Source organism: Acidobacteriota bacterium, assembly GCA_028875725.1.
Lineage (GTDB): Bacteria > Acidobacteriota > Thermoanaerobaculia > Multivoradales > Multivoraceae > Multivorans.
This window is the reverse complement of record JAPPCR010000009.1, coordinates 13590-29173: the sequence shown is the minus strand read 5'-3', so window position 1 is coordinate 29173 and position 15584 is coordinate 13590. Positions and strand designations below refer to the sequence as shown.

Genomic DNA, 15584 nt, shown 5'->3' with positions numbered 1-15584 from the left:
GGTTGGTCCCCTATAATCGACCTGCCATGAACGGAACGCTCTCATTTCGATCGCCTGCGTTCGTTCCGGCACTGCTCGCCGGGTCGATGCTGATCGCTCCGCTTTCCCTCGCCGGCCAGGAGGTGCCTTCCAGGCCGCCCGGCGCCACGTTCGAGGACACCGTCCACGTCAAGGTGATCAATGTCCAGGTCTTCGTCCGCGACCGGGACGGCAACCCCGTGACGGGTCTGACGAAGGACGACTTCGTCCTGCTTGAGCAGAAGCGTCCGGTACCGATCACGAACTTCTACGAGGTCCACGAGCGGGTCAAGGTCGGCGCGGTTGCCGGCCTGGTGCCGGGCGAGCCGGAGCAGCACATCATCGACCGGCCCGGGCTTGCGCGCCGGAACTACGTCGTGCCCGAGGACGAGCGCCTGAACCTGGTGATCTACGTCGACCACCACAACATCCGCCCCCAGAACCGGAACCGCTTCTTCCGCTACGTCCGGGAGTTCCTGCGCCAGCACGTGACCCGCGACGACCGCGTCATGCTCCTGACCTTCAACCGTTCGGTGAAGGTGGAGCGTGAGTTCACGAGCGACCCCCAGATGATCGCCAACGCGCTCTACGACCTGGAGAAGCACACCGGCGGCCGGACGATGTGGGACTCCGACCGGGCCGATCTGATCCGCGACATCGGTGAGGAAGATCGCGACTACCACTTCGTGCAGGGGCGCGTGCGGATCTACTCGCAGCAGATCTACAACGACATGCAGTTCACGCTCGACGGACTGAAGGACAGCGTCATCTCGCTGGCGGGCATGCCGGGCCGCAAGGCCTTCCTCTACGTCTCGGACGGGCTGCCGATGAGGGCCGGCGCGGACATGTGGGAGGCGCTGGACCAGCGCGGCCGCTCCGTCGACTCGATCGAGTACAACCAGAACTTCTTCCTCGACTCGCTGCAGTACGACTCGAGCCGGCGTTTCACCGACCTCGTGGACACGGCCAACGCGAACGAGGTCTCGTTCTACACCGTCGACGCCTCGGGGCCGATGGGCATCAACTCCCGCGACGCCTCGATGCAGGGCATGGCCTTCTCGTCGAACATCGACTCCGTCGCCCGGGACAACATGCACTCTTCCGTCATGTACATGGCCGAAGAGACCGGCGGCCAGTACATCGTCAACACGAACAACTTCCGCGACGGTCTGAACCGGATCGCTCTCGACTTCGCGAGCTACTACTCGCTCGGCTTCCAGCCGGGTCACGCGGGCACGGGCCGGAAGTACAACATCGATGTCGACCTCACGAAGGAGGCGCAGGAACGGCTCGGCCTCAGGCGTGAGCGCTTCGTCCGCCACCGCGAGAGCTACCGCGACAAGTCGGTCGACACGGAGATGACCGAAGGCACCCTGGCGGCACTCAAGCTCGGCTACGAGAAGAACGACCTGGAGATTTCGCTCGTCAAGGCGGACGAGATCCGCCGCGAGGAGCGGGGCCTCTACACGGTTCACGTCGACGTCCAGGTTCCGATCGGCGAGATGACCCTGGTGCCGGTGGGGACCGAGGGCGAGCACCTCCTGCGCGCCCGGATCTGGGTGCAGGCGCTGGCATCGAACGGCGACATCTCCCCGCCCCAGGTCGAGCCGTTCGAACTCACGATCCCGGCCGGGGACCTGGAACGCGCCATGGAGAGCTACTACACGTACACGCTGCCGTTGATCATGAAGGAGGGCGACCAGCGCCTGACGGTGGCGGTGCGGGACGAGGTTGCTGGAGCAACTTCCTTCGTCACGCGGACCCTGCGTGTCGGCGCCTGAGCGGCGCCTGAACTCCGTCCGGCGATGACGCCGGCTTGAGGCCTCAGCCCCAATGACCACGAAGATCGTCGAGGCTCTCGCGACCCTGAGCGGACTGGGAGGTTCGCTGGCACGGTCGGCGGCGGCGCTGCTGGAGGCCGAAGTCGAGCAACTGCGCTTCGACCTGGCGCGGAACTGGGCTCGTCTGCTCCGTCTGGTCCTGCTCGCCGCCTTTGTCTTCGGCGCCGTGTTCTGGGCGCTCGGCGCTCTGGTCTTCGCGGCGGGTGCGGGCCTGGCCCACGTGCTGCCGGTGTGGGCGGCGGCGCTTGCGGTGGCCGGCGGCCTGCTGGTGCTGGCGCTCATCCTGATTCGGGTCGTTCGGCTGCGGGCGCGCCGGCTCGAGTCACCGGTTGGCACCGTCAGGCGCCGCGTCGGCAGCCACCTTGACTTCTGGCGCGACGTGCTGGAGTCGGACGAAGGCGGGGATGATGCACCTGGGGGAACGGCACCTGGGGGAACGTCGTGAGGCGGCAGTCGGAGGCGCGGGCGCGGGCAGCGGCGCTGGCACGCCGCCGCGACGAGGTCCGCGAGGCGGTGGCGGACGTTAGAGGCGCCCTCGAGAGGGCGGGCGGCCCTCGCCTGGCGGCGTTTTCCGGAAGGTCATCTCCGGGAAGGGCCGGGGCGGCCTGGGTTCTGCCGATCGCGGCCGGCGCTCTCGGCATCGCCATCGCGTGGTCGCTGCGGCGATTCCGGAAGCGGTGAGTACGCGACGCCTGCTCCTCTTCGCCAGGGCTCCGGTCCCGGGCCGGGTGAAGACCCGGCTGGTGGCGCCCGGGGGGCTCACGGCTGCCGGCGCCGCTTCGCTGCACCGCGCGCTCGTCGCGGATCTGGGACACCGCCTAAGCGCCGGTGCCTGGGAGCTTGTCCTGATGTGGGCGTTGACAGCGGACGCCGAGCCCCCCTCGGACCTGGCGCCCGTCGCCGTGCCGTGGCGTCTTCAGGAGGGGCGGGACCTGGGGGAGCGTCTCTACAACGGGCTTCGCTGGGCGGTCGATGGCGCCGACCGGGTGGCGGCGGTGGGTAGCGACCACCCCGACCTCGACTCCGCGCGCGTGGAGGAGGCTTTCGAGGCACTCGACGCCGGCCGTGATGCCGTGCTCGGGCCGGCGGCGGACGGCGGCTACTACCTGATCGCGCTACGGCGGGAAGCGCTTTGCCCGCGCCTGTTCGAGGGCATTGTCTGGGGTTCCCCGTCGGTGTTCGTCACGACGCTTTCGCGTCTGGGCGAACTCGGCCTGGACACGGGGCTTCTGCCCGAGGCGCATGATCTCGACACGGTGGCTGACCTCGCCCGCTTCCGCCAACGGCTCAAGCGCCGGGCCGAGTTGCGTTCGCTCTGTCCGCGCACCGCCGAGGTCCTCCTGTGAGGGTCGTCACCTCCGAGGAAATGCGCGACGTCGAGGCCGCGGCGATCGAGAGCCTCAGCGTGCCGGCGATCGTCCTGATGGAGAACGCCGCGCGCGCGACCGCGGACGCGATCGCCGAGTGCTTTCCGTGTGCCCGGCGGATCGCCATCGCCTGCGGCCGGGGCAACAACGGCGGCGACGGGCTCGCGTTGCTCCGCGATCTCGCGACCCGCGGCTACGAGGCGACGGCTTTCGTTGCCGGTCCGCTCGACCGGCTGAGCGTCGACGCGACAAGGCAGTTCGTGTCGTGCGAACAGCTCGGGCTCTCGCCCCGGTCGGTGCCGGACCCGGCCACGGACGACGAAGTGAACGAGGACTATGAGCTCTGGGTCGACGCCCTGCTCGGCACGGGCCTGAACCGACCCGTCGAGGGACCGGTGGCGAACTGGGTCGACTGGCTTGGAAGGCGCCGCGGCGACGTGCCGCTCGTCTCGGTCGACCTGCCGACGGGCGTCGACGCGTCGTCGGCGGTGCCCCCGGGTCCCCATGTGGCGGCCGATCTGACCGTGGCGCTGGGGTTCCCCAAAGTCGCGAACGTGCTGGCACCGGCAGCGGACGCCGGCGGCCGTCTCTGGATCGGCGATCTCGGCGTTCCGTTGCCCGAACCGCCGCCGGGCCCGGACGCCCTCTACCAGTCGCGACGGGAGGACCTGGCTGGTTGCCTTCGGGCCCGGCAGCGCGACGCGCACAAGGGGACCTTCGGCCACGTAGTCGTCGCGGGCGGCTCGACCGGCTACAGCGGCGCCGTGGTGCTGGCTGCGCGAGCGGCGGTCAGGGGCGGCGCCGGCCTGGTGACGGCGGCAGTGCCCGAACATCTCGTTCAGGTGGTCGACGCCGGTTCGATCGAGTCGATGACCCTTGGGCTGCCGAGGCTGGGAAAGGGGTGGTCCCGTGACGCCGTCGAACCGCTGCTCCAGACGATCGTGGAGCGCGCCTCGCCCGGCGCGCTGGCGCTCGGTCCGGGCCTGGGGCTCTCCGACGATGCCCGCGTGCTGGCGCGACAGATCGTCGCCCGGAGCGCGGCGCCGGTCGTGCTCGACGCGGACGGCATCTCCGCCTTCGCCGGCGACCCCGAGGCGCTTCTCGCGCGCGACTCGGACCTGGTGATCACGCCGCATCCGGGAGAACTTGCCCGGCTCCTCGGCGTGTCGGTGTCGGCGGTCACGGAAAGCCGCTGGGAGCATGCGAGGCGGGCAGCCCGCGAGACGGGAGCGGTCGTCGTGCTCAAGGGCCGCCAGACCCTGATCTCGGACCCGGCCCTGGGCACCTGGGTCAACCCGACGGGGAATCCGGGTATGGCGTCGGGCGGTAGCGGCGACGTGCTGACCGGTGTGATCGCGGCGCTCCTGGCCCAGGGACTCGACCCTCCCGCGGCCGCCCGGCTGGGCGCTTACGCTCATGGGCTGTCCGGCGACCTGGCGGCGAAGCGCTGGGGGGAGATCTCGATGGCCGCCTGCGACCTCGTGGACGAGCTGGGGGCCGCGTTCCAGTCACTCGAAGAATGATGCGCTACCCGAGGCGGGATGCCATTGTTCGAGCCACGTTTCGGTTACTCGCGCCATGATCGTTCGCACAGAGAGTGCCGACGAAACCCGACAACTCGGTGTCGAACTGGCAGCCCGGCTCCGACCCGACGGCACGGCGCTTCTGTTCGGCGACCTCGGATCCGGCAAGACGGTGCTGACGCAGGGCATCGCGGAGGGCCTGGGGCTGGACGCGACCCTGGTCCAGTCGCCGACGTTCACGCTGATTCACGAGTACGACCGGAGTCCCGTTTCCGGCCGGGGACCCGTGCCCCTCGTGCACGTCGACCTCTACCGCCTGGAGCCGGAGGAGGTGGAGGCGATCGGCATCGATGAGTTCCTGGCGGGGGACGGGGTCAAGGTCGTGGAGTGGGCGGACCGTCTGCCGCAGCCGCCGTCCGCGGTCGAGGTGCGGCTGCGCATGGGCGCCGGGCCGGAGGAGCGGGAGGTCGAGATCCTTGACTGACGCACCTGCAACCGGATCCGGGGCTGTTAGGGTGCCGCCTCTGTCCGCCAGAGACACTCTCGACGCCGGAAAACTGGGAACGAGCAGAAGAGGAACGGAACCGATGGAAGTGGAACGCGTAGGGTTGGTCGGCTGCGGTCTGATGGGCCGGGGCATCGCGGAGATCTGTGCACGGGCCGGTATCCCGGTCACTGTGCGCGAAGTCAACCAGGACGTGCTCGACAAGGGGCTCGGCGCGGTGCGTGCATCCCTGGCCAAGAGCCTCGAGCGGCGGCGCATCGATGTCGAGGAACATGACCGGGCACTGGCGAACCTGACCGGAACCGTCGAACTGTCCGATCTCGCCGGTTCCGACCTGGTGGTCGAGGCGATCGTCGAGGACCTGGAAACCAAGCGCGAGCTGTTCGTCGCGCTGGACGGCATGGTAGGCGACGCCTGCATCTTCGCCAGCAACACGTCCTCGCTGACCCTGACGCAGCTCGCGGCCTCGACGGCCCGGCCCGACCGGTTCGTCGGGCTCCACTTCTTCAACCCGGTGCCGGCGATGCGGCTGGTCGAGGTGGTGCGGACCCTGATGACCTCGGACGAGGCCTACGACGCCTGCTGGAACCTGGCCGAGCGCGTGGGCAAGACGCCGGTGGCCTGCGGCGACAACTCCGGCTTCATCGTCAACCGGCTGCTGATTCCGTACCTGCTCGACGCCGTTCGCGCCTACGAGAGCGGCGTCGGCAGCATGGAGGACATCGATACCGCGATGAAGCTCGGCTGCGGCTACCCGATGGGGCCGTTCACGCTGAGCGACTTCATCGGCCTGGACACGATGTACTCGGTCGCCAACATCATGTTCGACGAGTACCGGGAGACGCGCTTCGCGCCGCCGACGTTGCTGAAGCAACTGGTCCAGGCGGGACATCTGGGGCGCAAGACGGGCAAGGGCTTCTTTGACTACAGTTGAGCCGGCGGCGCGGGCCAGGGCGCAGGTGACCCTGCCCGAGGAATCGGTGCAGGCGATCTGCGGCGCCCACGACGAGAACCTGCGACGCGTGGAGAAGGCTCTCGAGGTCACCCTCGGTGTACGCGGTTCCGCGGTACAGATCGAGGGCGCGGCGGCGGCGGTCGGAGCGGCCGAGCGGCTGCTCACCGATCTCGGCGCCCTGGCCGCGGCGGGCCGCAGGCTCCGCTCCGACGATCTGGCCACGGCCCTGCGGGTGGTGGCTCAGGAGCCGGCGGCTTCCCTGGTCGATTTCTTCCGGACGGGCGCCCTGATTCAGGCTTCGCGCCGGCTCGTCGCGCCGCGCAGCCTGAACCAGAAGCGTTACCTGCGCGCTATGCTGGACCATGAACTGGTCGTTTCGACCGGGCCGGCCGGCACCGGGAAGACCTACCTGGCGGTGGCGGTCGCGGCATCGGCGCTGAAGGAGCAGAAGGTGCGGCGCATCGTGCTGGCGAGGCCCGCGGTCGAGGCGGGCGAGAAGCTCGGTTTTCTGCCCGGCGATCTCGCGGAGAAGGTGAATCCCTACCTGCGCCCCCTCTACGATGCCCTGTTCGACATCATCGGCTTCGACAAGGTGTCCAGGATGATGGAGCGGGAGGTGATCGAGGTGGCGCCCCTGGCCTTCATGCGCGGCCGTTCGCTCAACGACAGCTTCATCATCCTGGACGAGGCGCAGAACACGACACCGGAACAGATGAAGATGTTTCTGACCCGCATCGGCTTCAACTCGAAGGCCGTCGTCAACGGCGACATCACCCAGATCGACCTGCCGCCCGGACAGCAGTCCGGTCTCAAGCACGCGCTCCAGGTGCTCCGGGGCGAGGAGGGCATCGAGTTCGTGCGTTTCGGGCAGTCCGACGTCGTCCGGCACGAGCTCGTGCAGCGGATCGTCGGCGCGTACGACCGCTGGGAGACCCGTCACGGTACGCGGCCGCGGGAGGCTGGAACTCCGGAGAGGGGCAGCCGGTGACCGCGGTGGTCAAGGCGCCGAAGCGCCGCCGGTCGGATCGCAGGCGCGAGGCTCGCAAGCGGCTGCGCCGCAGCATGTACCGGCGCCACGGCGATCGGCTGACCGTCGCCGGCCTGTGGCACTACGCGCTGGAACGCGACATCGTCTGGGTCGTGGTCATGGTCCTGGCCGGGGTCTGGATCATGGCGCCGCCGGGCGTCTTCTTCCGGCCGGATCTGGGCGAGGGGGACATTGCGAACCGCGACTATCACGCGACCCGGGACGTGCTGCTTCTCGACGAGGAGACCTCGGAGGAACTGAAGGAGCGGGCCCGCGCCGACGTCCGTCCGCTCTACGACTTCGACGCCGTTCAGGCGGACGAAGTCGAGGCGCGAATCGCGAGCCTCTTCGAGATCGAGCGGGGCTTCGACGAGGTGGCCGAACTCCTGCCCGAGGAGGACGTGGCCGAGGAACGGCTGCGAAGGTTGAGGATCGGGAGCGGCCTGCGGGTCGATGAGGGCCACGCCGACCTGCTGGCGGCCCGCACGGGCGGCGAGGACGAGGGCGCGGAGCTGGAGGAAAGCCTGACCCGCCTGGTGGGGCTGCTGCTCCGGGCCGGGATCGTGGAGAACAAGGAAACGCTGCTCCAGAACCGCCTCGAGGGCGTCACGCTGCACAACATGCAGACCGGCGAGGAGTCGGTCGAGTTTGACCTCTTCGGTTATCGCGGATATCCGGTCGAGGTGGAGGCCTACCTGGAGGCGGAGGTCGGCCGCTGGGCGGGGTGGTCGCGTGCCGAGCGGGAGACGTTCGTCGATTTCCTGATGGTCAACCTGGCGCCCAACGTCTACCTGAACCTGAACGAGACCCAGGAACGGCGCAACGCCGCGGCGGAGGACGTCGGGCCGGTGTTCAACCAGATTCGGGCCGGTCAGGTCATCGTGCGCAAGGGCGACGAGGTCGACCCGGAATCGATGCGTCTGCTGCGGGAGATGACCGGCAGCGAGAGCAGTCTGATCCTCCTGCGGTCGCCGCTGGCGTCGGCCCTGGTGCTCGGCCTCGCGGTGGCGTTCCTGTGGGTGGCGTTTCGCCGCAAGCGCCTGGTCGCGGTGGAGGGCCGCGACTTCGGCAGCGTCGTCCTGATTCTCGTCCTGGGCCTCGCGGCGACACGGGTCGGATTTCTGGTTGCGGATGCGCTGGCCGCCTCGTTCCCGATCGAGGCCCTGAGTTCGGCACGGAGCTACGTGTTCGCGATCCCCTTCGCGGCCGTGGCGCTGCTCGTGTCGGTGCTCTACGGTCGCGGCGCCGGCCTGCTCGCCGGCGTCGTCTTCTCGGTCCTGGTCGGCCGGCTGGGCTGGGTGGAGGCGGCGAATGCGGAGCTCGGGCTGGCGGGCGGCACGATGCTCTACTGCCTGACCGGCAGCCTCGCCGCGGTGTTCGCGCTCGACCAGTTGAAGCGGCGGTCCGCAGTGACGAGAGCGGGCCTCCTGGTCGGACTCGTCAACGTCGCCTCGGTGACGATGCTGACGCTGCTCGGGGATGGCGTCACGGTGGCCGTTTGGGGGTTCGAGGTGCTCTGTGGATTCCTGGGCGGCCTGATGGTGGCGGCCGCGGTCAGCTTCGCCGTTCCGGTGTTCGAGGCAGTGCTGTTCAGGACCACGGACATCAAGCTGCTGGAACTCTCTGACACGAACCTGCCGCTGCTGCAACGCCTGGCGTTCGAGGCGCCCGGGACGTTCCAGCATTCCCTGATGGTCGCGCACCTGGCGAAGGCCTGCTGTGAGGCGGTCGGCGGAAATCCGACCCTGGCCTATGTCGGCGGCCTCTACCACGACATCGGCAAGGTGCTGCGGCCGCAGTACTACGTCGAGAACCAGCGCGAGGGCGACAACCCGCACGACAGCCTCTCGCCCTCCATGTCCTCCCTGATCATCATCGATCACGTCAAGGAAGGCGCGCGACTGGCGCGCGAGAACCGGCTGCCGCAACCGATCGTCGACGCCATCGAGCAGCACCACGGCACGCGGAGGCTGAACTACTTCCTGGCCAAGGCGAAGGAGCAGGCAGAGCCGGGCGAGGAGGTCAACGAACACCAGTACCGGTACCCGGGCCCGATGCCCCAGAGCAAGACGCTTGCCGCGCTGATGGTGGCCGACACCGTCGAGGCGGCGAGCCGTACACTCGGAGACTTCTCCGAGAGGTCGATCCGTGCGTTGGTCGAACGCCTGCTGAACGACATCCTCGAGGACGATCAGTTCAGCCAGACCGACCTGACGCTCGCCGACCTCCGGCGGATGCGCTACACCCTGCAGAATGTTCTGAGGACGGTGCATCATCATCGGGTGGAGTATCCGGGCTTCGAGTTCGGACGCGGCGGCCGCGGTCCGTTGCGGGTTCTGTCCGGCGGCGCCGGCGGCGCTCCGGGCGGCGACTGACTCCGCCGGTGGCGACCATCGATCTGCAGGTCGCGGCCCCGGTGGAAGCCAGGTGCCGCGAGTGTCTTCCGGGGCTCCGCGCGGTGGCGGACGAGGCGGTTGCCGAACTGGCGCCGGCGCCGGCGACGTTCACCCTGCGCCTGGTCGACGACGCGGAGATGCGGGAGCTGAACCGCCGGTACCGGCAGGTCGACGGGGCGACGGACGTGCTCTCCTTTCCGGGCGAGGAGACGCCGGAAGGCCGCCACCTGGGCGATGTGGTCATCTCGGTCGAGACCGCCGGCGCCGGCGGCGGGATCTCCCTCGAACGGGAGCTCAAGGTTCTGACGCTGCACGGCATCCTGCACTGCCTGGGTTATGACCACGAGACTGACGACGGCGAGATGGAGGCGATGGAAACTCGGCTGCGGGCCCGCTTCCTGGAGCCGTCGGAGGTTCCGGGATCCCAACGATCCGGCACGGTAGCCCTCGTGGGCAGGCCCAACGCCGGCAAGTCGACGTTGATGAACCGCATGTTGGGGGAGAAGCTGGCGATCGTCTCGGACAAACCGCAGACGACCCGCCACCGCCTGATCGGCATTCTGAGCACGGAGCGAGGCCAGATGGTGTTTCACGACACGCCCGGCCTGCACCGGCCCCTGCACCGCCTGAACCGGCGGATGGTTCATGCCGCCGCGGCGGCGCTCAAGGAAGCCGACGTCGTGTGCCTGCTCCGGGACGTCGCGACCCCGTTCGGCCGGGGCGACGCCTACGCTCTCGATCTCGTCGCCACGGCGGCGGAGGCGCGCAGCAGGCCGATGTTCTGCTTGCTGAACAAGATCGACCTGATCGCCAAGCCCCGATTGCTGCCCGAGATCGAGCGCTATGCGGGCCGTGCCGTGTTCGAGGAGATCGTTCCGGTTTCGGCGCTCACTGGCGACGGCGTGGACGAACTCCTCGAACTCCTCTGGAGCCACCTGCCGCCCGGCGAGCCGCGGCACGACCCGGAACTGCTGACGGTCCACACCGAGCGCTTCCTCGTCGCGGAGTTGATCCGCGAGAAGGTCCTGGAGCAGACACGCGACGAACTGCCGTTCACGACCGCGGTCGTCATCGAGGTCTGGGAGGACGGCGAGAAGCGGACGGACCTGCTTGCCAGCATCCTGGTCGACCGGGAGAGCCACAAGGGGATCGTCGTCGGCCGTGGCGGCCGGCGGATCAAGGAGATCGGTACGGCGGCGCGACGGGATCTGGAGGCGTTCCTGGAGCGGCGGGTCTACCTGGAGCTGCGGGTACGGACAGAGCCGGGTTGGCGCGAGGATGCCGCGGTCCTGAGCCGCCTGGAGACCGGGTAGCCGCGCAGGCGGTGCTACAGAAACGTGGGATCCGGGGGCCTGTAGACGACAGAGTTGTCGCCTCCCCGAGGCCCGGCCGGATGGTTCGGGCGGTTCATTCGCAGCGCGGAGGCCGGTTCTTCGCCGGAACACGGGTTGGGCATGGACGTTGCTACCGAAATCTATAGCGTCCGGCCCGTGGCTTGCCTAGTTCATGGCCGCGCTGATAGACACGCGGCCTTGGCGATTCGTGTTTGAGCGTGCGGCCGGGCGGCGTCTCGGCCACAACAGATTTGGCGCGGCTCGGTCCGCAGCAAGGAACAGCAAAGGAGAACTTCATGTCAGGAGCAAGCCCCAAGTCGATTCTCGATCGGATCCGCGATGAGGGGATCCAGATCGTCGATTTCCGGTTCACCGACTTTCCCGGCTTGTGGCAGCACTTCTCGGTGCCGGCCCGCGAGGTCGACGAGGGCACCTTCGAGGACGGGCTCGGCTTCGACGGCTCGAGCATCCGCGGCTGGCAGGTGATCAACGAGTCGGACATGCTGGTGGTCCCCGACGCGGACACGGCGTTCATCGACCCTTACTTCGAGCACAAGACGCTCGTCATGACCTGCAACATCGTCGATCCGATCACGCGGGAGAGCTACGGCCGCGACCCGCGCGGTGTCGCCCGGGCGGCCGAGGCCTACGTGCAGTCGACGGGTCTGGCGGACACCGCCTTCTTCGGCCCGGAGGCCGAGTTCTTCATCTTCGACGACGTGCGTTTCGACGGCGGTCCGAACTTCGGCTTCTACGAGGTCGACTCGATCGAGGGCCGCTGGAACAGCGGCGCCGACGAAGGTCCGAACCTTGGCTACAAGCCGCGGTACAAGGAGGGCTACTTCCCGGTGCCGCCGACCGACAAGCACCAGGATATGCGGAGCGAGATGATCCTCACGATGGAGGAGCTCGGTCTCAACCCCGAGTGCCAGCACCACGAGGTCGGCACCGGCGGTCAGGCCGAGATCGACCTGCGGTTCGCGCCCCTCGTAGAGATGGCGGACGCGATGATGCTCTACAAGTACATCATCAAGAACACCGCCGCCCGTCACGGCAAGACGGTCACCTTCATGCCGAAGCCCCTGTTCGAGGACAACGGCAGCGGCATGCACACCCACCTCTCGCTCTGGAAGGATGGAGTGCCTCTCTTCGCGGGCGACGGCTACGCCGGCCTCTCGGACATGGCGATGCACGCGATCGGCGGCCTGCTCAAGCACGCGCCGGCACTGCTCGCCTTCACCAACCCGACGACGAACAGCTACAAGCGGCTCGTGCCGGGCTTCGAGGCGCCGGTGAACCTTGTGTACTCGCAGCGCAACCGGAGCGCGGCGGTGCGGATCCCGATGTACTCGCCGTCGCCGAAGGCGAAGCGGGTCGAGTTCCGTTGCCCCGACCCGAGCTGCAACCCGTACCTCGCCTTCGCGGCTCTGCTGATGGCGGCGCTCGACGGCATTCAGAACGAGATCGACCCGGGCAGCTCGCTCGACGTCGACATCTACGATCTGTCGCCGGAGGAGAGCCAGGGCGTTCCGACCACGCCGGCGACCCTGGACGAAGCGCTCGACGCCCTCGAGGAGGACCACGAGTTCCTGACCGCCGGCGGCGTCTTCGACGAGGACGTGATCGAGAACCACATCGCGTACAAGCGGGAGAGCGAGTGCCAGGAGGTGGCCTTGCGGCCGCACCCGCACGAGTTCGCGCTGTACTACGACATCTAGGCACCTGGTCACGGCGCCGGCGCATTCTGGGTGCGCCGGCGCCCCCACCGGCTGCCGCCGCAGGCGGCGTCCAAAGTGGTCGCCGACCTCCGGCCGGCGGCCTTGTTGCCCCGTCTGCGCCGCTTCGCGGCTCCGACCGAGGGCGGGTCAGAAGACCCGCGCACCCAGAGCACGTTGCTGCTACCGTTGCGCCGTCATTGCAGAACACGCGCCGACGAGCGAGTGGGCGCAGCCAAGGAGCAGGAGGTCCCTTCTCATGCAAGGCATAGCGATTCGCATCTTTGGTCTGGTGCTCGGTCTGACGCTGTGCGTGCCGGCGATAGCCGACGACTGGCCGCAGTGGCGGGGCGCGGACCGCTCCGGCGTGTGGCAGGAGGACGGCATCCTGGAGCAGTTCCCCGAGGGGGGCCTCGAGGTGGTTTGGCGTGTTCCCATCCGCGGCGGCTACTCGGGGCCGGTGGTGGCGGACGGCCGCGTGTTCGTAACCGACTGGCAGCGTATTGAGGGAACGCGCGCCATCACGGGCAAGGAACGCGTGCTGGCGCTCGACGAGGAGACCGGCGAGGAGCTCTGGAGTCACGAGTGGGACGTGAACTACTCGGCGCTGCAGCAGAGCTACGCGATCGGTCCGCGTTCGACGCCGACCGTCGACGGCGACACGCTCTACGTGATGGGCGCCGTTGGCCATCTGATCGCGCTTGAAGCCGAGACCGGCGAGGTGATCTGGAGCTACGACTCCGTGGAGCAGGGCAACGCCAGTATCACGATCTGGGGCTTCACGAGCTCGCCGCTCGTTTACGGCGACCTGTTGATTCAGGTCGTGGGCGCTGAACCGGACGGCAAGGTGATCGCCTTCGACAAGCAGACGGGCGAAGAAGTCTGGCGGTCGCTTTCCTCGGACTGGGAGATGGGCTACGGCCAGCCGATGATCTTCGAGCGCGGCGGCGTCGAGCAACTCGTCATCTGGGAGCCGAAGGCGGTCAACTCACTCAACCCGGCGAGCGGCGAGGTCTACTGGAGCGTGCCCTGGGAAGTGGCCTCGGGGATGACCGTGACGACTCCGGTTATCGACGGCGACCGGCTGCTCTTCAGCCAGTTCTATCGCGGTTCGCTGCTGCTCGAGTTCGACTCCGAGAAGCCCGAGGTGCGGGAGCTGTGGCGCGGACAGAGCCGCAGCGAGATGCCGGAGGAGACGGAGGGACTCCACTCCCTGATCACGACGCCGATCCTGGAGGGCGACACGATCTACGGCGTCTGCAGCTACGGTCAGCTCCGGGGTCTGAACGCCGCCGATGGCTCCCGGCTCTGGGAGAGCGACGAGATGACCCGGCAGGGCCGCTGGGGGACAGCCTTCATGGTCAGGCACGGCGACCGCTGGTTCGTGAACAACGATCTCGGTGACCTGATCATCGCCCGCTTCTCGCGCGACGGCTACGAAGAGATCGATCGCACCAGGCTGATCGAACCGACGACGCAGTCCGGTTTCGGTCCGCGGCGCCTCTTCGATGCGATGGTGAACTGGACGCACCCGGCCTATGCCAACCGCCACATCGTCGCGCGCAATGACGAGGAGATCATCCGTGTGTCCCTGGCCGCCGAATAGCGCTCGTGGCAGTTGAGCCGATCCGGCTGGCCGTGGTCCTCGCGTCGGCCGCGATTCTCGCGGCCGTGCCGGCCTCCGCCCAGGCGGGATCGGATGCCCAGGGTCCGGTGGGGGAGCTGATCTTCCCGCTCGAGCACTGGCACAACCACGGCTCTTCCGTGGTCGAACTTCCGAACGGCGATCTGCTGGTGGCCTGGTTCCATGGATCGGGCGAGCGGCGATCCGACGACGTGCGGATCATGGGCGCCCGCCTCCGGGCTGGTGGCACTGCCTGGAGCGAGCCTTTCCTGCTCGCGGACACGCCAGGATTTCCCGACACGAACTGCACCCTGCTGGTCGAGCCGGTCAGCGCGGGCGGCTACCGGCTGTGGCTGTTCTGGCCCACGATCCAGGCGAACCTGTGGGAAAGCGCGCTGATGAAGGTCAAGGTCTCGACCGACTTCGACGGGCCGGGGCCGCCGGTGTGGCAGTGGCAGGACGTGCTCCACATGAAGCCCGGCGACGGTTTTCACGACCTTGTGGCTGAGAGGACGGACGAGTACTTCCGGAGCCTCGGCTTCGCGGACGCCAGGGATCCTGCCGCACCGGAGTCGGCCCGGCAGTGGGCGGCCCGCAATCTGGAGCAGGCGGCGGACAAGCTGACCCGCCGCATCGGCTGGTTCACCCGCGCCCATCCGGTCATCCTGCCGCTTCCCGAAGGGGGCCAGCGGCTGCTTCTGGGGCTCTACTCGGACGGTTTCAGCTTCGCTTCCGCCACGTACAGCGACGACGGCGGCCACACCTGGACGATGAGCGAGCCGATCATCGGCGGCGGCAACATCCAGCCCACCTTCGCGCTTCGCGACGACGGCACCCTCGTCGCCTACATGCGCGACAACGGCCCGCCGCCCAAGCGGGCTCACGTCGCGGAGTCCCGGGATCTGGGCGCCACGTGGTCCATCGCCCGCGACCACCCGGACCTGGTTGAGACCGGCGCCGGCCTTGAAGTCCTGAAGCTCGAGAGCGGCCGCTGGATCGTCGTCCACAACGACATCCCGGACGGCCGCTACCGGCTCGCGGTATCGGTCTCCGAGGACGAGGGCAGGACCTTCAAGCGCAGGCGCTACATCGAGCGCGAGGAGAAGGGCGTCGGCCGCTACCACTACCCGTCCGTCGTCCAGGCGCGGGACGGCCGCATCCACGTGACTTACAGCTACCACGTCGCCGGCGCACTCGACGACGGCGGCCAGGGAAAGAGCATCAAGCACGTCAGCTTCGATGAGACCTGGCTGCTCGGCGACGACTGAGAGAGGACTTG

The 15584-nt window shown here is 68.5% G+C and carries 13 protein-coding genes; all 13 read left to right on the top strand.

The genetic code is table 11. The features are described 5' to 3' along the window. Positions 1–26 precede the first annotated feature (26 nt). The 13 genes from OXI49_10635 (at position 27) to OXI49_10575 (ending at position 15573) form a co-directional block, all read left to right on the top strand. Complete coding sequence (locus OXI49_10635) at positions 27–1799, top strand: VWA domain-containing protein (GenBank protein MDE2690959.1); 1773 nt, start codon at positions 27–29, stop codon at positions 1797–1799. Between the two features lie 52 nt (positions 1800–1851). Further along, positions 1852–2304, top strand: coding sequence for a phage holin family protein (locus tag OXI49_10630; GenBank protein MDE2690958.1), 453 nt, complete (start codon positions 1852–1854; stop codon positions 2302–2304). After that, positions 2301–2540, top strand: a complete 240-nt coding sequence (locus OXI49_10625) for a hypothetical protein (protein ID MDE2690957.1) — start codon at positions 2301–2303, stop codon at positions 2538–2540. The genes OXI49_10630 and OXI49_10625 overlap by 4 nt, the downstream gene beginning before the upstream one ends. Then, positions 2537–3205 carry a TIGR04282 family arsenosugar biosynthesis glycosyltransferase gene (locus tag OXI49_10620; GenBank protein MDE2690956.1) on the top strand — a complete coding sequence of 223 codons (669 nt, stop codon included), beginning with the start codon at positions 2537–2539 and terminating at the stop codon, positions 3203–3205. The genes OXI49_10625 and OXI49_10620 overlap by 4 nt, the downstream gene beginning before the upstream one ends. Continuing rightward, positions 3202–4749 (top strand): NAD(P)H-hydrate dehydratase, encoded by a 1548-nt coding sequence (locus OXI49_10615; protein MDE2690955.1) that lies wholly within the window; start codon positions 3202–3204, stop codon positions 4747–4749. Before OXI49_10620 ends, OXI49_10615 begins: the two co-directional genes overlap by 4 nt. Positions 4750–4804: 55 nt before the next feature. Continuing rightward, complete coding sequence (gene tsaE, locus OXI49_10610) at positions 4805–5233, top strand: tRNA (adenosine(37)-N6)-threonylcarbamoyltransferase complex ATPase subunit type 1 TsaE (GenBank protein MDE2690954.1); 429 nt, start codon at positions 4805–4807, stop codon at positions 5231–5233. Between the two features lie 103 nt (positions 5234–5336). Then, on the top strand, positions 5337–6188 hold the full coding sequence (locus tag OXI49_10605) for a 3-hydroxybutyryl-CoA dehydrogenase (GenBank protein MDE2690953.1): 852 nt from the start codon (positions 5337–5339) through the stop codon (positions 6186–6188). Beyond that, a complete protein-coding gene (locus OXI49_10600) occupies positions 6175–7197 on the top strand; it encodes a PhoH family protein (protein ID MDE2690952.1) in 1023 nt (340 codons plus the stop codon). The genes OXI49_10605 and OXI49_10600 overlap by 14 nt, the downstream gene beginning before the upstream one ends. Further along, entirely contained in the window at positions 7194–9611 is a 2418-nt protein-coding gene (locus OXI49_10595) for an HDIG domain-containing protein (protein MDE2690951.1), read from the top strand. Before OXI49_10600 ends, OXI49_10595 begins: the two co-directional genes overlap by 4 nt. Before the next feature lie 8 nt (positions 9612–9619). Further along, positions 9620–10945, top strand: a complete 1326-nt coding sequence (era, locus tag OXI49_10590) for a GTPase Era (protein MDE2690950.1) — start codon at positions 9620–9622, stop codon at positions 10943–10945. A gap of 317 nt (positions 10946–11262) precedes the next feature. Beyond that, positions 11263–12684: a type I glutamate--ammonia ligase gene (glnA, locus tag OXI49_10585; protein MDE2690949.1), complete on the top strand. Its 1422-nt coding sequence runs from the start codon at positions 11263–11265 to the stop codon at positions 12682–12684. 256 nt (positions 12685–12940) lie between these two features. Further along, positions 12941–14287 carry a PQQ-like beta-propeller repeat protein gene (locus OXI49_10580; protein MDE2690948.1) on the top strand — a complete coding sequence of 449 codons (1347 nt, stop codon included), beginning with the start codon at positions 12941–12943 and terminating at the stop codon, positions 14285–14287. Positions 14288–14292: 5 nt separating this feature from the next. Further along, positions 14293–15573, top strand: coding sequence for a sialidase family protein (locus tag OXI49_10575; protein MDE2690947.1), 1281 nt, complete (start codon positions 14293–14295; stop codon positions 15571–15573). The last annotated feature ends 11 nt before the right edge of the window (positions 15574–15584 follow it).

What these genes read in the sequence shown, in the direction of transcription:
- glnA (MDE2690949.1), top strand. Translation starts at nt 11,263, where the DNA reads ATGTCAGGAGCAAGCCCCAAGTCGATTCTCGATCGGATCCGCGATGAG.
- OXI49_10635 (MDE2690959.1), top strand. Translation starts at nt 27, where the DNA reads ATGAACGGAACGCTCTCATTTCGATCGCCTGCGTTCGTTCCGGCACTG.
- OXI49_10630 (MDE2690958.1), top strand. Translation starts at nt 1,852, where the DNA reads ATGACCACGAAGATCGTCGAGGCTCTCGCGACCCTGAGCGGACTGGGA.
- tsaE (MDE2690954.1), top strand. Translation starts at nt 4,805, where the DNA reads ATGATCGTTCGCACAGAGAGTGCCGACGAAACCCGACAACTCGGTGTC.
- OXI49_10605 (MDE2690953.1), top strand. Translation starts at nt 5,337, where the DNA reads ATGGAAGTGGAACGCGTAGGGTTGGTCGGCTGCGGTCTGATGGGCCGG.
- OXI49_10580 (MDE2690948.1), top strand. Translation starts at nt 12,941, where the DNA reads ATGCAAGGCATAGCGATTCGCATCTTTGGTCTGGTGCTCGGTCTGACG.